Source organism: Streptomyces sp. NPDC025784 (genome assembly GCF_055558435.1).
The window spans coordinates 152,480-171,913 of sequence record NZ_JBVHMN010000008.1; the positions used below are offsets into that span (position 1 = coordinate 152,480).

General features: G+C 70.4%; 17 protein-coding genes. 2 read left to right on the forward strand and 15 right to left on the reverse strand.

The genetic code is table 11. The annotated features are described in order from the left end of the window. Positions 1 to 3 precede the first annotated feature (3 nt). Positions 4 to 594, reverse strand: coding sequence for a bifunctional pyr operon transcriptional regulator/uracil phosphoribosyltransferase PyrR (gene pyrR / locus ACZ4IF_RS19765; RefSeq protein WP_467564497.1), 591 nt, complete (start codon positions 592 to 594; stop codon positions 4 to 6). Between the two features lie 253 nt (positions 595 to 847). On the opposite strand from pyrR, the gene bldD reads away from it, so the two are divergent. Beyond that, on the forward strand, positions 848 to 1,348 hold the full coding sequence (bldD, locus tag ACZ4IF_RS19770) for a transcriptional regulator BldD (RefSeq protein ID WP_028803692.1): 501 nt from the start codon (positions 848 to 850) through the stop codon (positions 1,346 to 1,348). 270 nt (positions 1,349 to 1,618) lie between these two features. On the opposite strand, the gene nusB is transcribed toward bldD, so the two are convergent. The 7 genes from nusB to aroC form a co-directional block, all read right to left on the reverse strand. After that, entirely contained in the window at positions 1,619 to 2,053 is a 435-nt protein-coding gene (gene nusB / locus ACZ4IF_RS19775) for a transcription antitermination factor NusB (RefSeq protein ID WP_345647315.1), read from the reverse strand. Between the two features lie 2 nt (positions 2,054 to 2,055). After that, positions 2,056 to 2,622, reverse strand: a complete 567-nt coding sequence (efp, locus tag ACZ4IF_RS19780; protein WP_345647318.1) for an elongation factor P — start codon at positions 2,620 to 2,622, stop codon at positions 2,056 to 2,058. Between the two features lie 58 nt (positions 2,623 to 2,680). Then, positions 2,681 to 3,787: a M24 family metallopeptidase gene (locus tag ACZ4IF_RS19785; RefSeq protein WP_467564501.1), complete on the reverse strand. Its 1,107-nt coding sequence runs from the start codon at positions 3,785 to 3,787 to the stop codon at positions 2,681 to 2,683. Between the two features lie 306 nt (positions 3,788 to 4,093). Then, positions 4,094 to 4,996, reverse strand: coding sequence for a Pro-rich N-terminal domain-containing protein (locus ACZ4IF_RS19790; RefSeq protein ID WP_467564503.1), 903 nt, complete (start codon positions 4,994 to 4,996; stop codon positions 4,094 to 4,096). 290 nt (positions 4,997 to 5,286) lie between these two features. Then, the gene (aroB, locus tag ACZ4IF_RS19795) at positions 5,287 to 6,378 is read right to left on the reverse strand and encodes a 3-dehydroquinate synthase (RefSeq protein ID WP_467564505.1); all 1,092 of its coding nucleotides are present in this window, start codon (positions 6,376 to 6,378) and stop codon (positions 5,287 to 5,289) included. Further along, on the reverse strand, positions 6,375 to 6,890 hold the full coding sequence (locus tag ACZ4IF_RS19800) for a shikimate kinase (protein WP_095933035.1): 516 nt from the start codon (positions 6,888 to 6,890) through the stop codon (positions 6,375 to 6,377). The genes aroB and ACZ4IF_RS19800 overlap by 4 nt, the downstream gene beginning before the upstream one ends. Beyond that, a complete protein-coding gene (aroC, locus tag ACZ4IF_RS19805) occupies positions 6,887 to 8,071 on the reverse strand; it encodes a chorismate synthase (RefSeq protein ID WP_467564507.1) in 1,185 nt (394 codons plus the stop codon). The genes ACZ4IF_RS19800 and aroC overlap by 4 nt, the downstream gene beginning before the upstream one ends. Before the next feature lie 376 nt (positions 8,072 to 8,447). Between aroC and ACZ4IF_RS19810 the strand changes: the two genes are divergently transcribed. Further along, complete coding sequence (locus tag ACZ4IF_RS19810; RefSeq protein WP_467564509.1) at positions 8,448 to 8,591, forward strand: hypothetical protein; 144 nt, start codon at positions 8,448 to 8,450, stop codon at positions 8,589 to 8,591. Positions 8,592 to 8,646: 55 nt separating this feature from the next. Here the strand turns inward: ACZ4IF_RS19810 and ACZ4IF_RS19815 are convergent, their stop codons facing one another. The 7 genes from ACZ4IF_RS19815 to ACZ4IF_RS19845 all read right to left on the reverse strand — a co-directional run bounded on the left by ACZ4IF_RS19815 (position 8,647) and on the right by ACZ4IF_RS19845 (position 19,379). After that, the gene (locus ACZ4IF_RS19815) at positions 8,647 to 12,555 is read right to left on the reverse strand and encodes a GDSL-type esterase/lipase family protein (RefSeq protein WP_467564511.1); all 3,909 of its coding nucleotides are present in this window, start codon (positions 12,553 to 12,555) and stop codon (positions 8,647 to 8,649) included. Between the two features lie 190 nt (positions 12,556 to 12,745). Then, positions 12,746 to 13,588 carry a shikimate dehydrogenase gene (locus ACZ4IF_RS19820; protein ID WP_467564513.1) on the reverse strand — a complete coding sequence of 281 codons (843 nt, stop codon included), beginning with the start codon at positions 13,586 to 13,588 and terminating at the stop codon, positions 12,746 to 12,748. Next, a complete protein-coding gene (gene mltG / locus ACZ4IF_RS19825) occupies positions 13,566 to 15,299 on the reverse strand; it encodes an endolytic transglycosylase MltG (protein ID WP_467564515.1) in 1,734 nt (577 codons plus the stop codon). Before mltG ends, ACZ4IF_RS19820 begins: the two co-directional genes overlap by 23 nt. Positions 15,300 to 15,422: 123 nt before the next feature. Then, entirely contained in the window at positions 15,423 to 15,887 is a 465-nt protein-coding gene (gene ruvX / locus ACZ4IF_RS19830) for a Holliday junction resolvase RuvX (protein ID WP_028803703.1), read from the reverse strand. A gap of 15 nt (positions 15,888 to 15,902) precedes the next feature. Beyond that, positions 15,903 to 18,575, reverse strand: coding sequence for an alanine--tRNA ligase (alaS, locus tag ACZ4IF_RS19835; RefSeq protein ID WP_467564517.1), 2,673 nt, complete (start codon positions 18,573 to 18,575; stop codon positions 15,903 to 15,905). Continuing rightward, complete coding sequence (locus tag ACZ4IF_RS19840; protein ID WP_345647352.1) at positions 18,575 to 18,913, reverse strand: DUF6167 family protein; 339 nt, start codon at positions 18,911 to 18,913, stop codon at positions 18,575 to 18,577. Before ACZ4IF_RS19840 ends, alaS begins: the two co-directional genes overlap by 1 nt. Positions 18,914 to 18,920: 7 nt before the next feature. Continuing rightward, on the reverse strand, positions 18,921 to 19,379 hold the full coding sequence (locus ACZ4IF_RS19845; protein ID WP_095933040.1) for a DUF948 domain-containing protein: 459 nt from the start codon (positions 19,377 to 19,379) through the stop codon (positions 18,921 to 18,923). Positions 19,380 to 19,434 lie beyond the last annotated feature (55 nt).

Sequence of the window (19,434 nt, forward strand, 5' to 3'; positions counted from 1 at the left end):
GTGCTACTGCCGCTCGCCCGGGGAGGTCCGCTTCGCGCCGAGCAGCACGGTGTCGCGACCGTCCTCCTCGGCGAGCTGGACCCTGACCGCCTCCCGCAACGACGTGGGGAGGTTCTTGCCGACGTAGTCGGCACGGATGGGCAGTTCGCGGTGGCCGCGGTCGACGAGGACGGCGAGCTGCACCGCACGCGGACGGCCGATGTCGTTCAGCGCGTCGAGGGCGGCGCGGATGGTGCGGCCGGAGAAGAGCACGTCGTCGACGAGGACGACCAGGCGGCCGTCGATGCCGTCACCGGGGATCTCGGTGCGGGCCAGCGCGCGCGGCGGGTGCATGCGCAGGTCGTCGCGGTACATGGTGATGTCGAGGGAGCCGACCGGGATCTTCCGTCCGGTGATCTCTTCGAGCTTGGCCGCGAGCCTGCGGGCCAGGAAGACGCCTCGGGTCGGAATGCCGAGGAGCACCACGTCGTCGGCGCCCTTGGCGCGCTCGACGATCTCGTGGGCGATACGGGTCAGCACCCGCGCGATGTCGGGGCCTTCGAGAACGGGCCGGGCATCGGACTCGTGCTGCTGCTTGTCGTGCTCTGTGTCCATACGAAACGGACCCCCTTCTCCGCCTCACGGGACGGATCATTAAAGGACGTCGGAATTGCGCCATCGACCTTACCAGCCCGGCAACGCCCCTGATCACATCCCTTTGAGCCACCGCGCGTGACTCCCACGGAAGGGTCGGTGCGAACCGTTCGGCTTGACGGGGAAGAGTAACGCTGCGTAACCTCACAGTGAGTCACCAGAGTCACCAGCCGCGCGGCGGAGCCGCACGTTGATACAGCGTCCGGGGAGCTATATGTCCAGCGAATACGCCAAACAGCTCGGGGCCAAGCTCCGCGCCATCCGCACCCAGCAGGGCCTTTCCCTCCACGGCGTCGAGGAGAAGTCCCAGGGTCGCTGGAAGGCGGTCGTGGTCGGATCGTACGAGCGCGGAGACCGCGCGGTCACCGTGCAGCGCCTCGCGGAGCTGGCGGACTTCTACGGAGTGCCGGTGCAGGAGCTGCTGCCGGGCACCACCCCGGGCGGAGCCGCCGAGCCGCCGCCGAAGCTCGTCCTCGACCTGGAGCGTCTTGCCCACGTCCCGGCGGAGAAGGCAGGTCCTCTCCAGCGGTACGCGGCCACGATCCAGTCGCAGCGCGGCGACTACAACGGCAAGGTGCTGTCGATCCGCCAGGACGACCTGCGCACCCTCGCCGTCATCTACGACCAGTCGCCCTCGGTCCTCACCGAGCAGCTGATCAGCTGGGGTGTCCTGGACGCGGACGCGCGTCGCGCCGTCACCCACGAAGAGGCCTGAGCCCTTCGCACCACTCAGCAGAAACGTGCCGCCGGGGTGGCCGGAACCATGGTGTTCCGGCCACCCCGGCGGCTTTCTGAGCGCCTCAGGAGCCTCCCGGGTACCAGAACGCCGGAGGGCCCGCAGCGTGATCTGCTGCGGGCCCTCCGGCGTTTCGTACCTCTGCGCGCGGGGCGTGCGCGGTACCGCGCCTGAGCCTGCGCCACGCACCCGGCGGCGCACCCGCGGGCACGGCCCTTGCGGGCGCACGCCCGGGTGCGTGTCGTGCGGCTAGGCCTCGTCGCGGCGGAGCGACGGCTTCAGGTCCTTGAGCCGGCCCAGCAGGCCGTTCACGAACGAGGGCGAGTCGTCCGTGGAGAACTCCTTGGCCAGTTGCACCGCCTCGTCGAGCACCACGGCGTCCGGGGTCTCGTCGACCCAGATCAGCTCGTAGGCGCCGAGACGGAGGATGTTGCGGTCGACGACCGGCATCCTGTCCAGCGTCCAGCCGACGGCGTACTGCGCGATGAGCTCGTCGATCCGCGACGCCTTCTCGGCGTAGCCCTCGACCAGCTCCATCGTGTACTCGCTCACCGGAGGCTGCCGGGTGTCGGTCCGGGAGTGCCGGATCCAGTCCGCGAGGACCGTCAGGACGTCCACGCCGCGCTGGTCGCCCTCGAAGAGGATCTGGAAGGCGCGCTTGCGTGCCGTGTTGCGGGCAGCCACGGTTAGCTGTTCACCCGGCCGAGGTAGTCGCTCGTGCGGGTGTCGACCTTGATCTTCTCGCCGGTGGTGATGAAGAGCGGCACGTTGATCTGGTGGCCGGTCTCCAGGATGGCGGGCTTGGTGCCACCGGTGGAGCGGTCGCCCTGGACGCCCGGCTCGGTCTCCTGGATGACGAGCTCGACAGCGGCCGGCAGCTCGACGAAGAGCACCTCGCCCTCGTGCTGCGCGACGGTGGCGGTGAAGCCCTCGATCAGGAAGTTCGCGGCGTCGCCGACGGCCTTCTTGTCGATGTGCAGCTGGTCGTAGGTCTCCATGTCCATGAAGACGAAGTACTCGCCGTCCATGTACGAGAACTGCATGTCGCGCTTGTCGACAGTGGCCGTCTCGACCTTGACACCGGCGTTGAACGTCTTGTCGACGACCTTGCCGGAGAGCACGTTCTTGAGCTTGGTGCGCACGAAGGCCGGGCCCTTGCCGGGCTTGACGTGCTGGAACTCGACGACGGACCAGAGCTGGCCGCCTTCGAGCTTGAGCACCATGCCGTTCTTGAGGTCGTTCGTGGAAGCCACGGTTGCGGAATCTCCTGGACTGACGTGGACGACCCCGGAACACGCGCACAGCTCGAAGCTAGAGCGCGAGCAGCTCCTTGGTCGTGATGGTGAGTAGCTCGGGTCCGCCGTCCGCCTCGGGGCGGACGACGAGCGTGTCATCGATCCGGACACCGCCCCGGCCCGGGAGGTGGACCCCCGGTTCGACGGTGACCGGCACACAAGCGTCCAGTTTACCCATGGCCGCGGGGGCCAGCTGCGGGTCCTCGTCGATTTCGAGCCCGACACCGTGCCCGGTCAGCGGAGGAAGTGCCTCCGCGTACCCCGCGGAGTCCAGTACCTGACGGGCGGCCCGGTCCACGTCACGGAAGGCGGCGCCGGGTGTCAGCGCCTCCCGCCCGGCTCGCTGGGCGGCGAAGACCAGGTCGTAGAGCTCGATCTGCCAGTCCGCGGGCGAGGTGCCGATGACGAAGGTACGGCCGATCTCGCAGCGGTAGCCGTGGTAGGTCGCGCCGAGACAGACGGAGAGGAAGTCGCCCTCCTCGACACGCCGGTCGGTGGGCCGGTGGCCGCGCCGCCCGGAGTTCGGGCCGGTGCCGACGGCGGTCGGGAAGGCCGGGCCGTCGGCACCGTGGTCGACGAGGCGGCGCTCCAGTTCCAGGGCGAGGTGCCGCTCCGTGCGGCCGACGAGGATGGACTCCAGGAGCTCCCCCAGCGCCTGGTCGACGATCTCGGCGCCGATCCGCAGCGCGGAGATCTCCTCCTCGTCCTTGATCACCCGCAGCTGCTCCACCGCTCCGCCCAGGTCTCCTAGGCGCAGCTGCGGCGCGACGGAGAGGATGGCGCGGTGCCGTGCCACGGTCAGATGGTGCTCCTCGACGGCGACGGACTCGGCGCCCTGGGCCGCGGCGACATCGGCGGCGGCGACGGCGGCATCACCACCGGCGGTCGGCAGCACCCGTACGAGCAGGGTCTCGTCGGGGCGTCCTTCCCCGGCCTCGCCGCTCGGCGGACTGCCGCACAGCAGGACGTCCTCGGCCACTCCGAGCAGGAGCACGGCACCGGCCGGGGCCGCGCCGGCGAGGTACCTCACATTGGCCGGGCGGGTGACGAGCGCCGTCTCGCTCCCGCCGGCCGCACAGCGCTCCCGGAGCCGCTCTCTGCGGGCCGCGTACACCTCTGGCATGAATTGAGCGTACGAGCGGTGGCCGAATGTCGCCGGTCCAGAGAGGCCGGACGGGTCCAGAAGGGCCGTTCCGGTGAACCTGTGGGAGTGCGCGGGGGCCTGCCGACGGGAGTGCGGAGGGCCGGGCTTCTCGCCGCCACGGGCCTGGTTGCCGGGCCGGCCAGTGCCCGCAGGAGCCGTCGCGGCGGCTGCCCACCACTGCCGTCGGGTAGCCGCCCGTCATCACGGTGGCGGTCCGGGGGCCTGCACCGCGGCGGCCGCCGCGGCAGACCCGCACACCTCACCCGTGCTGCGGGGAGGTGCGCGTCACCACTGCGGCGGGCTGGCGATCGAGCGGGCGAGCACGTCGTCCAGGACGCGGGCCGTGGTCGGCACGTCGAGCTGGGAGTTGTCGATGATGGGCAGCCCGGAGCCGTACCACCCGGCCATGCGGCCGTGGATGCGGGCGACCTCCTCGTCGGACAGACGGCGGTTTCCGGAGCGCTCGGCATTGCGCTCCAGGACTATCTCCAGACCGGGCAGCAGGACGACCGGCATCAGGCCGGGTCCCACGTGCCGCTTCCAGCCGCCGAGGCCGACGACCGGGCGGTCCGGGAAGACGGCGTCGTCCAGGATGCAGGAGATGCCGTTGGCCAGGAAGTTCCGTGCGGCGAAACCGCAGGTGCGGCGGGCGAGACGGTACTGCGCCTCCGAGTTGTCGTTCCACCCGGACTGCGGGTCGGCGAAGCCCGAGCGCACCCACTCGCGTACGTCGTCGAGGCTGATGTGCGCGGTGGGGACCCGGCGGTGGTCCGCCCAGTACTTGGCGACGCTGGTCTTGCCGGCGCCCGCGGGGCCGATGAGCAGGACCGCGAGCGTGGTGGCCGCGGGGTCGGGCGCTTCCGCGGCGGGCGACGGCGCGGGCACCGGCACCGGAGCACCGGACGGCAGCTGCACATGCCCGGTGGTGTCCGGCGTCGGCGGGACCGGTGCGTGGTGCGCATGCTGCGGCGCGCCCTGGTGGGGCGGCTGCGCGTGAGCGTGGTGCGGGGGCACGTGCTGCGGAGCCGGGGCGGGCGGCACCCCGGGAGGTACGGGCGCTCCGGCGAAACCCGGGGCGGGTGCGGGACCCGGGTGTCCCGGGTGGTGTCCGGCCGACGACCAGCCGGCGGCCGGTCCGTGCCCCGGCTGATGGGGCGGCGGCAGCGGAGCCCCCACTGCGTCCTGCATCCGGTGCCACTCCGTCTCGTTCTTCTCGGGCTCGGTTCACGTCCGGTCGCCGGAGCCGGTGTCGGAAGTCCGGCCGTGCGCGACCCCTCGGGCCCTCGCACGCTCGTCCCCTCCGCACCGGTGCGACCCTTCGGCTCACTCGCCGCAGGCAATGCGCGCTGGCAGCGGGGCGCGAACCCCGCTTCGCTACCGAACGGTACCGTCCCCGGCCGTCGTTTGGTGAACGGCCGGGGTCGGCCCGAAGTGCCCGTGCCGCAAGGCGAATCGGACGGACGGTGCCTCGGCGGGACTTACTCGCCCACTTCGCCGTACGCGGCGAGCAGTACGGCGGGGTCCGGGCCCTCCATGACGGTGGGCTTGGCCAGCCCGTCGAGGACGATGAAGCGCAGCAGGTCGCCGCGGGACTTCTTGTCGACCTTCATGTTCTCCAGGAGCTTGGGCCACTGGTCGTAGCGGTAGCTCAGCGGGAGGCCGACGGACTCCAGGATGGTGCGGTGGCGGTCCGCGGTCGCGTCGTCCAGGCGGCCCGCCAGGCGGCCGAGTTCGGCGGCGAAGTGCATGCCGACGGAGACGGCCGCGCCGTGCCGCCACTTGTAGCGCTCGTTCTTCTCGATGGCGTGCGCGAGCGTGTGCCCGTAGTTGAGGATCTCGCGCAGCCCCGACTCCTTGAGGTCTCCGGAGACGACCTCGGCCTTGACCTTGATGGAGCGCTCGATGAGCTCGGCGGTGTGCGGACCCGCGGGGGTGCGCGCCGCCTGGGGGTCGGCCTCGATGAGCTCCAGGATCACGGGGTCGGCGATGAAGCCGGCCTTGATGATCTCCGCGAGCCCGGAGACGAAGTCGTTGACGGGCAGGGAGTCGAGCGCGGCCAGGTCGCACAGCACGCCGGCGGGCGGGTGGAAGGAGCCGACGAGGTTCTTGCCCTCGGCCGTGTTGATGCCGGTCTTGCCGCCCACCGCCGCGTCCACCATGCCGAGCACGGTGGTCGGAACGGCGATCCAGCGCACACCGCGCAGCCAGGTCGCCGCGACGAAGCCCGCCAGGTCGGTGGTGGCGCCGCCGCCGACGCCGACGATGACGTCGGTGCGGGTGAAGCCGGACTGGCCGAGGGCCTTCCAGCAGTACGCGGCGACCTCCGCGGTCTTGGCCTCCTCCGCGTTGGGCACCTGGATGGCGACCGCTTCGAAGCCCTGCTCGGCCAGATCCGCGCGGAGCGCCTCACCGGTCTCGGCGAGCGCCTCGGGGTGGATGACCGCGACGCGCTTGGCACGGTCGCCGATCAGTGTGCCCAGTTCACCGAGGAGCTGACGGCCGACCAGGACCTCGTAGGGGTCGGTGCCCGCCGTGCCGCCGACCTGGATACGGGTCACTGCCTCGCTCATGCTTCCTTCAACTCCAGTGCGTCGAGGACCGCTTGGGCGACCTCTTCGGGGGTACGGCCGTCGGTGGCCACGACGGCTCCGGCGACCTCGGTGTACAGGTGGCGGCGTGCGTCCATCAACTCGCGCCACTGGCGGCGCGGGTTGACGGCGAGCAGCGGCCGGGCGGTGTTGAGGCCGGTGCGCTTGACCGCCTCCTCGACGTCCATCGAGAGATAGACGACCAGGTGCGCGGCGAGCAGCGTGCGGGTGTCCTCGTCGAGGATCGCGCCGCCGCCGAGCGCGAGGACTCCCTCGTGCTCGGCGAGGGCCTTGTGCACGGCCTGCTTCTCGATCGCGCGGAAGGCCGGCTCGCCCTCGTCGACGAAGATGTCGGCGATGGTGCGGCCCTGCGCGGCCACGATGTCGTCGTCCGTGTCACGGTAGACGCAGCCGAGCCGCTCGGCGACGAGCGCGCCCACCGTGGACTTGCCGACGCCCATGGGCCCGACGAGGACAACGCGGGGGGCGGTCACCGGATGGCCAGGTTCTCAAGGTACGACTGCACGTTCCGGCGGGTCTCCGGGACGCTGTCGCCGCCGAACTTCTCGGCGACGGCGTCGGCCAGGACGAGCGCGACCATCGCCTCGGCGACGATGCCGGCGGCCGGGACCGCGCAGACGTCGGAGCGCTGATGGTGGGCCTTGGCGGCCTCGCCGGTGGCGACGTCGATGGTGGCGAGCGCGCGGGGCACGGTGGCGATCGGCTTCATCGCGGCGCGGACGCGCAGCAGCTCGCCGGTGGTGAGACCGCCCTCGGTACCGCCGGAGCGGCCGGAGCTGCGCCGGATGCCGTCCTCGGTGTGGACGATCTCGTCGTGGGCCTTCGAGCCGGGCACGCGGGCGAGGTCGAAGCCGTCGCCGACCTCGACGCCCTTGATGGCCTGGATGCCCATGAGCGCGGCGGCGAGCCGGGCGTCGAGGCGCCGGTCCCAGTGGACGTGGGAACCGAGTCCGACGGGCACGCCGTACGCCAGGACCTCGACGACGCCGCCGAGGGTGTCGCCGTCCTTGTGGGCCTGGTCGATCTCCGCGACCATCGCCTTCGACGTGTCGGCGTCGAGGCAGCGCACCGGGTCGGCGTCGAGGCGCTCGACGTCCGAGGGCTTCGGGTAGACGCCGTAGGGGGCCTTCGCCTGGGCCAGTTCGACGACGTGCGAGACGATCTCGATCCCGGCCGTCTCCTTCAGGTAGGAGCGGGCCACCGCGCCGAGTGCCACGCGGGCCGCGGTCTCGCGGGCGGAGGCACGCTCCAGGATCGGCCGGGCCTCGTCGAAGCCGTACTTCTGCATGCCGGCGAGGTCGGCGTGACCGGGGCGCGGCCGGGTCAGCGGGGCGTTGCGGGCCAGTTCGGCGAGGACCTCGGGGTCGACCGGGTCGGCGGCCATGACCTGTTCCCACTTGGGCCACTCGGTGTTGCCGACCATGACGGCCACCGGCGAGCCGAGCGTGAGGCCGTGGCGCACGCCGCCCAGGAAGGTGACCTCGTCGCGCTCGAACTTCATGCGGGCACCGCGTCCATAGCCCAGGCGCCGCCGGGCGAGGTGGTCGGCCACCATCTCCGTGGTGATCGGCACGCCGGCGGGAAGGCCCTCCAGCGTCGCGACAAGTGCGGGACCGTGGGACTCCCCCGCGGTCAGCCAGCGCAACCTGCTCAACGGTGCTCCTCATGCTCGCGCCCTGGTACTGCTGCTGCGTACGCACGTCCTCGCGTACGGCGACGGCGCGACCGGGTGCGCGGCCCTGGCCCGCCACCTCCGATCCTCCCACGTCCGGGGCTCGGACCCGGTCGCAGGTCCATCAGGCGGACGCACATCGTCACGTGCGCGCGACCGGACGTCACCTGTGCGCGACCGGCGAATTCCGGCCAGATTCCGGGAAACCCGCCCCTTTCCTCCCGCATTCCCCTGACGGAAAAGACGGCCACATGCACGCGAAAGGATTCCCGAGTCGGGCCCGAGGGAGAATGCGGGTCGCTCGTCGAGGGCAGCGGTCCTCCGGACCGCGAGCCCCTTCGGGCCTAATCTGTGGGACGTGAATGCGAGACGTTTCCTGCGATCGGTCGGCGGCCAGTTCCTCCTCGCGACGCTGGCGGTGCTGCTTCTCTTCCTGCTGGTCGGAGCCGGGGTCTCGTACCTGCTCACAAGCGCCTTCGGGGGCGGCTGGTTCGTCTTTTGACCTGCGCGGCCGGGGTGCGCGCCCATGGTGCGGGCGACACCCCGGCCGGCTGCCGTCAGTGCAGGGTGCCGTTCAGTGCGTCCTCCAGCACCTGCGCATAAGCGGTGGTGCCGAGATCATTGGGATGAATGGACCCACGACTGGGCATCGCGGCCTCCTGGAAATCTCCCGGACCGTTCGGACTCATCTGAATGGGATTGATGTAGTGGGGCCCGTCACAGAAGGCGTGGCCCTCGAACTTGTACTGCGGGTTCGTGTAGACGATCTTCGGGTCGCCGAAACTCGTCGCCGACTGCTTCATCACCGTGGCGAGCTTGTCCGCCCAGGAGTTGAAGATCGCGACCTCACGGTCGTTGTACTCGACCGCGCACGCCGTGGGGCTGAACAGCCGCGGGTACCCCATGAGCACGATCTTGGCGGTCGGCGCCTGCGCGCGGATCTCGGCCAGGGTCTCCGAGACCCAGGGGCCGACACTGTTGGCGATGAACTCCGGCTCGTACTCCGTGAGCGGCTTGGGGTCGCTCTTGTACGTGTATCCGCTGTCGGAGCAGTCCGTGGCCGCGCAGGCCGCGGCCAGGGGCGAGAACCGCGCGTCGTTGCCGCCGATGGAGATCGTGACCAGGGTCGTGTCCGCGCTGAGCACACCGGAGCCCAGCTGCGGGACCTCCCCGAACTCTCCGTCGTTCCCCCAGCCCCAAGGGGCCGTCTGGTCGTCGCGGCCCGACGAGTACTTGCCGAGCGCGTTGTCCGTGTACGCGCCCGAGCAGGCGACGAACTGGTAGTCGAGGGTCGGGTCGTTCGCGTCGGCGAGCGCACCGATGGAGGACGAACGGCCCGGCAGGACGGCCTTGCGGCTCCACGCGTTGGCGCTGCGATGGCAGGCGTTCCACGTGCGCTTGCCGTAGTCCATGTCCGACTCGGGGGCGTACGATCCCGCGCCCTCACCGGACGAGAACGAGTCGCCCATCGCGACGACGAAGTCCTTCGGCTTCGCGGACAGCGGTACGAAGGCCACCGCGTCCCAGGCCACGTCGTCGTCGGCCGTGCCGTCGCCCGCGGCGTTGCTCAGCGAGACGCTCTGCGGCTTGGAGCCGTCGACGAAGCGGTACGTGCCGAGCGGGTACCACTCGTTCTTCGACGTGACCTGGTTGATCGTGCGGTGCCGCGTCGTGCCGTCGCCGAGGGTGATGTCGTACCTGGCCTGCTGCGACTCGGATCCGGTGGACGGGAGGTGCACCATCACCCGTGTCCACTGGTCGAGCCGCTGGGTCAGCGTCCAGGTGCCGGTGACCTTCATCTGCGTGATGCGGTTGGCGGTGTTGCGTGTGTGCGCGAACCAGAAGTGGGCGCCGAAGCCACCGCCGACCTGGTGGAAGTCCTCCTTGCCCTCGTACGTGGTGACGGTCCCCGGGCTGTCGGCGAAGTCCCAGGACATGGTGCCGGCGTTGCTCCAGGTCTTGGAGCAGTCGGTGCGCATGGTCGGCACCCCGGCGGCCACGTCGTCGACGATCCGGGCGCCCGACGGAAGTCCGCTCGTGGAGCAGTTGGGCTGGCCGCTGTTGCCCCGGCCGAGCTCGGCACGCAGCGTCTTGTAGGTGAGGGTCTCGTTGCCGCACTCGAGGGAACAGGTCGTCTTCCAGCTGGCGTTGGCGTGGTACCAGTACTGCTTGTAGCAGTCCTCCGTGGTGCACTGCGGCGGGTTGCCCGAGTCACAGCCGTTGCTGCCGTTGCAGAAGGTGTCCAGGGACGGCTTGACCCGCGTGCGGGCTCCCGCGTTGCCCCACCACGCCGCCTGGAAGCCGTGGGTGTTGCCGCTGTCCTGCACGCCGGCGTCGCTGTAGGAGCGGCCGGTGTCGATCGGGAAGGCGGCCCAGCCCATCACCTTCTCCGGGTAGGGCCACTTCTGCGGCTGCGCGGCGTCCGCGTAGTGGTTGTTGTCGAGGAAGGCGAACCGGTCGGCCGGGTACTTGGGGTTGGCCGGGTTGTTCAGCCAGCCGAGGCCCCATTTGCCGCTGGAGTCGGGCGTGTTGTAGCCGAGGTTGTAGTTCCAGGCGGCGGCGAACCAGTTCTCGATGTATTTGGGATCGTCGTCGTTGATCTTGATCGTCTGACCGTCGGTGTGCAGCTCGTTCCACTTCTTCGCGAGCGTCTGCGCGGCGACGGCGATGTTCGCGGCGTAGTCGAGCGCGATGGCCCGTTGCTGGTCCGCGGGGAGGGCGCCCGGCTTGCCGGGCTGCTGACGGGTGGCGACACTCATGCCGTCGGTCTGCTGGCCGATGCCGTAACCGCAGTCGGCCTTGGCCCAGTCGATCGACCAGATCTTGGTCGGGTCGTAACCGGTGGTGCCCGGGTAGATGTTCGTGCCGTAGAAGTTGCCGATCAGCGCGTTGCCCGTCTGGCCCGGCAGCGCGTGGTACGACGCCTGCCACAGGTTGGACTCCTGCGCCAGGATGCCCAGCAGCACCTGCGCCGGGATCCGCGAACCCGAGGCGGCTCCCTTCAGCGCGGGCACCGGGAACATCGTCGACGGCGAGACCGAGGAACCGAGGCCGTCGGCCGAACGCCAGCCGCCCTGGGTGATGTAGCCGCTGGTGAGGTTTCCGCGGATCGCCATGTCCACGGCCCACTCGACCTGGTTCGGCGTGGGCTGGAGGGCCTGCTGCGACTCGTCGTTGCGCGGGACGGCGCAGGTCCGCTCGGGGTCGGACGTCGTGTTGGACGAGGCCGCGGCGGTGGCGGCGAGGGCCTGCTTGGTGCTGCCGCCCGCGGTGGCGGTCCGCAGCGCGGGCGAGTGCTGCCCGGCCCCGGCGGTGGTGTCCGGCGGGACGGTGAAGTCCACCTTCTTGCCGGTGGCGGGCACCCGGGCCTCGACGGTGAACGGCAGCGGGATGTCGTCACCGGTGGCCGCGAGCGGGCTGGTCACATGGGAGCGCAGCCCCTTGGAGACGGCCCGCTCGATGACCAGACGGCCGCGCGAGGAGACCTCCGTGCCGGCGTCGGCCTCCAGCCGCCGTATTCCGCTGGGCAGTTGGGCGACGCCTTGCGGCTTCCCGGTGAGGAACAGCCGCCCGCCGGTGCCGGCGGACAGCCCCACCTTGCCGAGGGCTCCGTGCGCGAGCTCCGTGACCTTGCCGCCCGCGGCCCGGCGGACCGCGACATCGTTGCCGTGCCGGTCCAGGAAGCCGACACCGCCGTCCGCGTCGGGGTGCAGACGGAACGCGGGACCCGACGTCCGGCCGATCAGCTCGGTGGAACCGCTGCCCGTGATGCGGGTGAGCCGGTTGCCGAGGGCCGCGACCGTCGCGTCCCCGACCGGGACGGCGGACGTCGCCTCGCCGCGCACGGTGACCGTTCGGCTCACCTTGCCGGTGGCGGTGTTCAGCCGCAGCAGCCGCGTCTTGCCGACCTCCTCGTCGGCGGACTGGGTCAGCACCGCCGTCTCCCCCGTGCCGCAGCCCGGGTTGAAGTAGGCGAGCGAGACCTGCTGCGGCAGCTTGGTCACCTTGTGGGTGCCGAGGTCGACCACCGCGGCGAAGGCCCCGCGGTCGAACAGCGCGGGAGTGTTGGTGAAGGTCCGCGGGGCGTAGGCCACCACGGCCCGCTTTCCGGATCCCGTGACGCACACGTTGCCGATCCAGGCGTCCGCGTCGAACCCGTCCTCCCGCAGCGTGGCCGCCTCCTGCCACCGGTAGGCGTCGGCACTGTCCGCGACCAGGACGTGCAGTCCGCGCGCGTCGCCCGCCACGGTGACGGCCCGGTCGTCCGACGTCCGCCAGCCCTTCGGCAGCGTACGGTCCGGATCGGCGACCTTGGACGGACCCGACGGATCAGCCTCCGCCCCGGCCGTCCGGGCGGCCGTGTTCGGCGCCCTGCCCACCGGGGCCCCGCCGTCGCCCGACGCCTGGGGTGCGGCGAGGGCGTACGCCGAGGGCAGCATGCCCACGGTCAGGGCCGACGTCAGCACGACGGCCCATCTCTTTCTTGCCGTTCGGAGTTTCACTTGTCAGCCGTCCTGCTCCCTGTCGGCCCGCGGGTCACGCGGGAAACGGATGGTCCATGCAACATCCGCTGGGAACAGTAGGAGGCCGTCGCGGTGACGGTTCCGCGATCACGGGCACTGGCGCAATGCCGCCAGCCGTTGTGCGCGTTACCCCCTAGCGGGCGGCGAGCGCGTGCTCGCCCGCCTTGCGCATCGCGTCGAGCGGAGCGGGCGACCGCCCGGTCATCTGCTCGACCTGAAGGACCGCCTGGTGAAGCAGCAGGTCGAGTCCGCTGACCACGGCCCCGCCGTAGGCGGACCAGCGCGCCGCGAGGTCCGTGGGCCACGGGTCGTAGAGCACGTCGAAGAGGGTCGCGGGCCGTTCCGGGACCGCGGCGGCCAGCGCGTCGGTGGTCCCGGCCGGAGTCGTGGCGATCACCAGCGGCGCGCGCAGCGCCTGCTCGGCGTCCGCCCAGTCCCCGGTCCGCACCTCGACGTCGAGCCGCTCGCCCCACTGCCGCATCTGAGCGGCGCGCCCCTCGCTGCGGACATAGGCGACGACTTCACCGGTGCAGATGCGGGCCAGCGCGGCCAGCGCGGAGGACGCGGTGGCGCCCGCGCCGAGGATGGCGGCGGAGTCCACCTCCTCGATGCCCCGCTCACGCAGGGCGGCGACCATGCCCGGGATGTCCGTGTTGTCGCCGACGCTGCGCCCGTCCTCGGTGAACACCACGGTGTTGACGGCCTCGACGGAGGCGGCCGTGTCGCTGATCTCGTCGAGCAGCGGCATGACGGCCCGCTTGAGCGGCATGGTCAGTGACAGCCCGGCCCACTCCGGGCCGAGCTCCGCGAAGAACCCGGGCAGCGCCTCCTCGTCGACCTCGAAGCGGTCGTACGACCAGTCGCCGAGCCCCAGTTCCGTGTACGCGGCCCGGTGGAGCACCGGGGACAGCGAGTGCGCGATGGGGGAACCGAGGACGGCGGCCCGACGGGCGTCAGTTCTTGCCCGAGCTGTCATTGAATTTTTCCTTGAGCTTCTGGAAGTCGGCGTAGGTCTTGGCGAACTCGGTGTTGCTCTGGCCGTCGGTCGCCACGAAGTAGATCCAGCCGTCGTCCGTCGGGTTGAGCGCGGCCCGCAGCGCCTCGTCGCCCGGGTTTCCGATCGGGCCGGGCGGCAACCCCTTGCGCGTGTACGTGTTGTACGGGTCCTGGTTGCTGTTGATCTCCGACTCGCTGATGTCGATGTTGCTCTGCTTCTTCAGGTAGTTGAAGGTCGAGTCGAACTGCAGCAGCTGGTTGGTCTCGGTGTTGGTCGGCTTGAGGCGGTTGTAGACGACCTCGGCCATCTTGCGGAAGTCGTCGTGCGTCTTGCCCTCGGCCTGGACCAGGCTCGCGACCGTGACGAGCTGGTACGGGCTCTCCAGGCCGAGACTCTTGGCCTTCCCCTTGAGGTCGAGCTCGTTGTACCTCTGGTTGGCCTGGGCGACCATCTTCTTCAGGACGTCCTCGGGCTTCATGCCCTTGGCGGCCGGATACGTGGCCGGATAGAGGAACCCTTCCAGCGGGTCCTTGACATCCTTGCCGGCCTTCGCCCAGTCCGGCAGCCCGAAGCTCTTGTACTCCTTCTGGGCCACCTTGCCGGTGGTGCCGCCCTTGAGGGCGAGCTTCTTGTCGATGGCCTCGTAGACCGCGGAGTTCCGCTGGCCCTCGGCGATGGTGAGGTTGTTCTGGCTCTTGGGGTCGAGCATCCATTTCACGGCACTCGCGGCGGACATCTGCTTCTTCATGGTGTACGCGCCGGCCTGGATGGAGCCCGATTCGGAGTTCTGGGTGAACGCCGACACGAACGCGTCGACGCTCTTGACGACGCCGGCGTCCCTCATGAGGCGCCCGATCTCCGCGCCGCCCGCGCCCTTGGGCACCTGGACGTTCACGCTCTCGCCGGTGCCTTCTCCCGCATAGTCCGGCGCCGGGCCAAAACGATTCTGGTAGAACTGGTACCCGTAATATCCGACTCCGCCGAGTCCTCCGCCGAAGACCAGGACGACCACGAGGCAGGCGCAGCCGCTGCGACGTTTCTTCCCTTTGCTCCCGCCCTTGCCACGGCGGTCGCCGCGGCCCCGGCGGCCCGGCGGGTCGTCGTCGAAGTCGTCGTCGTCTCCGCCACCGGCGAAGAAGGCGTGTTCGCCTTGGTCGGGACCCGGGTCCCAGTCCGTTTTCGGCTCGGGTTCGGCGCGTCGACGGGCCGGCGGCTCCGGCGGCGGATAGGCGTCCGGAGTGTTGTAGTAGTCGGGCTGCCCGCCGCTGTACTGGCCGCCGTACGGGTCGGCCGGATCGGCGGCGTACGGGACCTGGGTGTGCGACCCGGTGTTCCAGCTGCCGTCGCTGTACTGCTGCTGCCCCTGACCGGCGTACTGCTGCTGCCCGTGGTCGACGTACTGTTGCCCCTGGCCCGCGTACTGCTGGTCCTGACCCGCGTACTGCTGGTCCGGGTACTGCTGCTGGCCCTGGTGCGGGTACTGCTGCTGCCCCTGGCCGTACGTGTCCTGGTGACCCGTGCCCCAGCCGCCGTACTGCGCCTGCTGCTGCGGCTCCTGTGGGTAGTGCTGTGGCTGGCCGCCGTAGGGGGACTGGCCGTCGGCGGCCTGTCCTCCCCATCCGCCGTCCCCGTACAACGGGTCCTCCGGATGCCACGGTTCGGAGCCTGCGCCCCGGCCATACTCAGTCATCGATCCCCTACGAGCCGCGAGACGGCGGCTGCTGGTGCGGTGAGCCCGGCTCCCGTCCGCCTCTTTGCTGTGCGGCGGCTGTTCGAAGACCACCGCATCGCGCGGAACGTTACCGTATCGCGATCAGATGACCACTTCGACGCCCTCGCCGGGAGATTTACCTGACACCCGTTCGGATTCCAAGGCCTGCTGCAGGATGATGACAGCTGCCGCCTGATCGATGACCGACCGGCCCTTCTTGGATTTCACGCCCGAGGCGCGCAGGCCCTGACTCGCCGTCACCGTGGTCATCCGTTCGTCCACGAGCCGCACCGGGACGGGTGCGATCCCCCGGGCGAGTTCCTGGGCGAAGGCGCGGACCTTCACCGCGGCCGGGCCCTCGCCCCCCTTGAGGGAGCGAGGCAGCCCCACGACCACCTCGATCGGCTCGTACTCCTCGACGAGCTGCTTCAGCCGACGGTGGGCGGCGGGGATGTCACGCCCCGGGACCGTCTCCACCGGAGTGGCGAGGATCCCGTCGGGGTCGCACGAGGCGACCCCGATGCGGGCGTCCCCGACGTCGATCGCAAGTCGACGTCCTCTGCGCATGGTCCTGACCGTTCTCTACTTGGCGGTCTCGGCGACGAGGCGCTCGACCGAGTCGATGGCCTCGCCGATCGCGGCCGCGTTCTGGCCGCCGCCCTGGGCGACGTCCGGCTTGCCGCCACCGCCGCCGCCGAGGGTCTTGGCGGCCGTGCGGACGAGGTCACCGGCCTTGAGGCCGCGCTCGCGGGCGGCCTCGTTGGTGGCGATGACCGTCAGCGGCTTGCCGTTGACCGTGGTGAACAGGGCGACCACCGCGGCCCGTCCGCCCTGGATACGGCCGCGCACGTCGAGGACCAGCTTGCGCAGGTCGTCGGCGGTCGTGCCGTCCGGCACCTGGCCGGTGACGAGGGCGACGCCGTGCACGTCCTTGGCGGAGTCGACGAGACCGCCGGCGGCCTGGAGGACCTTCTCCGCGCGGAACTTCTCGATCTCCTTCTCGGCGTCCTTCAGCTTGCCGAGCATGGCGGAGACCTTCTCCGGGAGCTCCTCCGAACGGCCCTTGATCAGCTCCTGGAGCTGGGCGACGACCGTGTGCTCGCGGGCGAGGAAGTTGTAGGCGTCGACGCCGACCAGGGCCTCGATGCGGCGCACGCCGGAGCCGATCGACGACTCGCCGAGCAGCTTGACCAGGCCGAGCTGGGCGGTGTTGTGGACGTGCGTACCGCCGCACAGCTCCTTGGAGAAGTCACCGATGGTGACGACGCGGACGCGCTCGCCGTACTTCTCGCCGAACTCGGCGATGGCGCCCTGCTTCTTGGCCTCGTCGATGCTCATGATCTCGGCCTGGACGTCCAGGTCGCGGGCCAGCACCTCGTTGATCTGCTGCTCGACGTCGGTCATCACGGCCGTCGGTACGGCGGACGGGGAGCCGAAGTCGAAGCGGAAGCGACCGGGCTGGTTCTCCGAACCGGCCTGGGCGGCCGTCGGGCCGAGGGCGTCGCGCAGGGCCTGGTGCGTGAGGTGCGTGGCCGAGTGGGCGCGGGCGATGGCCTTGCGGCGGCGGACGTCGATGGAGGCCTGGGCCTTGGCGCCGACGGTGACCTCGCCCACCTGGACGACACCCTTGTGGACGTACACGCCCGGCACGGGCTTCTGGCAGTCGCGGATCTCGATGACGGCGCCGGAGTCGACCTTGATGCGGCCCGTGTCGCCGATCTGACCGCCGCCCTCGGCGTAGAAGGGGGTGCGGTCGAGGACGATCTCGACCTCGTCGCCCTCCGTGGCGGCCGGCGAGGACGCGCCGTCGACGAGGATGCCGACGATCGTCGACTCGCCCTCGGTGCGGTCGTAGCCGATGAAGTCGGTCTCGCCGGCGGCGTCGGCGATCTGCCGGTAGGCACCGAGGTCGGCGTGGCCGGTCTTCTTGGCCTGGGCGTCGGCCTTGGCGCGCTCCCGCTGCTCCTTCATCAGGCGGCGGAAGCCGTCCTCGTCCACGGAGAGGCCCTGCTCGGCGGCCATCTCCAGGGTGAGGTCGATCGGGAAGCCCCAGGTGTCGTGGAGCAGGAACGCCTTGTCGCCCGCGAGGACCGTGCCACCGGACTGCTTGGTCTCGGTGACGGCGGTGTCGAGGATGTTGGTGCCGGCCTTCAGGGTCTTGAGGAAGGCGGCCTCCTCCGCGAGGGCGACCTTCTCGATGCGCTCGCGGTCGGTGGTGAGCTCGGGGTACTGCTGGCCCATCATCGCGATCACGGTGTCGATCAGGTCCTTGACGACCGGACCGGTGGCACCGAGCAGGCGCATGTTGCGGATGGCACGGCGCATGATGCGGCGCAGCACATAGCCGCGGCCCTCGTTGCCCGGGGTCACGCCGTCACCGATGAGCATCACGGACGTCCGCATGTGGTCGGTGACCACGCGCAGGGAGACGTCGGAGTCGTGGGCGGCGCCGTACTCCACGCCGGTCAGCTCGGTGGCCTTCTTGATGACGGCCATGGAGGTGTCGATCTCGTACATGTTCTGCACGCCCTGCAGAATCATGGCGAGGCGTTCCATGCCGAGACCGGTGTCGATGTTCTTGCTGGGCAGCTCGCCGAGGATCTCGAAGTCCTCCTTCGAGGTGCCCTCGCCACGCTCGTACTGCATGAAGACCAGGTTCCAGATCTCCACGTACCGCTCGTCGTTGACGGCCGGGCCGCCCTCGACGCCGAACTCGGGGCCGCGGTCGTAGTTGATCTCGGAGCACGGGCCGCAGGGGCCCGGGACGCCCATGGACCAGTAGTTGTCCTTCTTGCCCAGACGCTGGATGCGCTCGGCCGGGACGCCGATCTTGTCGCGCCAGATGGTCTCGGCCTCGTCGTCGTCGAGGTAGACCGTGATCCACAGACGCTCGGGGTCGAGTCCGTAACCACCCTTGTCCTGGGGCGTGGTGAGCAGCTCCCAGGCGTAGGTGATGGCGCCTTCCTTGAAGTAGTCGCCGAAGGAGAAGTTGCCGCACATCTGGAAGAACGTGCCGTGGCGCGTGGTCTTGCCGACCTCTTCGATGTCGGGTGTGCGCACGCACTTCTGCACGCTGGTGGCGCGCGACCACGGCGCCTTGACCTCACCGAGGAAGTACGGCTTGAAGGGCACCATGCCGGCGGGGACGAGGAGCAGAGTCGGGTCGTCCGCGATGAGCGACGCCGAAGGGACGACGGTGTGACCGCGCTCCTCGTAGAAGCTCAACCAGCGGCGGCGGATTTCAGCCGACTCCATCAGTGGTCCTCATTCCGGTTGTACGAGTACGTCGTGTTCTCGATGTACTTGATCTGCTTGTCGTTGCCGATGGCGGCGATGCCCCGCTGCGCGGGGAGCTCGGCGTCGGTGCGGTGGTTCAGTCCGAGGGCGTCGCCGAGTTCGGCCTCTCGCTGGGCCATGCCGTCGCGGACGTCGAGCGCGAACTCCTTGAGCCGGTGGCCCGCGTCGATCGCCTTGTTCGCGGCCTGCGCCGCGAGGCTCTCCGGGGTCAGCTGCCTGAGTTTGCGGTTGACCTTGGTGGTGGCCCACACACCCGCGGCTGCGCCGGCGGTGAACCAGAACGTACGGCGGAACATCGCTGCGTCAGTCCTTCTTCCGCTTGCTCCGTCGCGCGGACGGGACGGTGCGGCCCACGATCACGGTACGTCGGGGGGCCTTCTCGGGCACATTCTCACGACGGCCTCCGATGGCACGCCGCACGCCGTAGCCGAACGCCGCGACCTTCACCAGGGGGCCGCCGAAGGTGGAGGCGACGGTGGTCGACAGCGCCGACGCGTTCGACGTGACCTCCTGGACGTCCGACGCGATGGCGTCGACGCGGTCGATCTGCGTCTGCGCGGACCGCACCGCGGCGGACGCGTCGGCCAGGAGCGGGACTGCCTGTTCGGTCACGTCCGCGACGAGCTTGGTCGTCGCCCTGAGCGTCTGGGCCAGCCTCGCCAGGGCGACGGCGAGAAAGGAGACCAGGATCGCCCAGAAGACGGCCACGAGGATCCCGGCCACCTCTCCACCGGACACTGTGCACCCGCTCCCTGACTGCATGCCTGAACATCGAAAAGTCGTCCCCCGAGCCTATCGCGCCGGGGCCGCCGCTCCG

Bases quoted from the DNA above. Each gene is read 5' to 3' on its own strand.
- pyrR (WP_467564497.1), bottom strand. From the start codon at position 594: ATGGACACAGAGCACGACAAGCAGCAGCACGAGTCCGATGCCCGGCCC.
- bldD (WP_028803692.1), top strand. From the start codon at position 848: ATGTCCAGCGAATACGCCAAACAGCTCGGGGCCAAGCTCCGCGCCATC.
- ACZ4IF_RS19785 (WP_467564501.1), bottom strand. From the start codon at position 3,787: ATGCCAGAGGTGTACGCGGCCCGCAGAGAGCGGCTCCGGGAGCGCTGT.
- ACZ4IF_RS19790 (WP_467564503.1), bottom strand. From the start codon at position 4,996: ATGCAGGACGCAGTGGGGGCTCCGCTGCCGCCGCCCCATCAGCCGGGG.
- aroB (WP_467564505.1), bottom strand. From the start codon at position 6,378: ATGAGCGAGGCAGTGACCCGTATCCAGGTCGGCGGCACGGCGGGCACC.
- ACZ4IF_RS19820 (WP_467564513.1), bottom strand. From the start codon at position 13,588: ATGACAGCTCGGGCAAGAACTGACGCCCGTCGGGCCGCCGTCCTCGGT.
- mltG (WP_467564515.1), bottom strand. From the start codon at position 15,299: ATGACTGAGTATGGCCGGGGCGCAGGCTCCGAACCGTGGCATCCGGAG.
- ruvX (WP_028803703.1), bottom strand. From the start codon at position 15,887: ATGCGCAGAGGACGTCGACTTGCGATCGACGTCGGGGACGCCCGCATC.
- alaS (WP_467564517.1), bottom strand. From the start codon at position 18,575: ATGGAGTCGGCTGAAATCCGCCGCCGCTGGTTGAGCTTCTACGAGGAG.
- ACZ4IF_RS19840 (WP_345647352.1), bottom strand. From the start codon at position 18,913: ATGTTCCGCCGTACGTTCTGGTTCACCGCCGGCGCAGCCGCGGGTGTG.
- ACZ4IF_RS19845 (WP_095933040.1), bottom strand. From the start codon at position 19,379: ATGCAGTCAGGGAGCGGGTGCACAGTGTCCGGTGGAGAGGTGGCCGGG.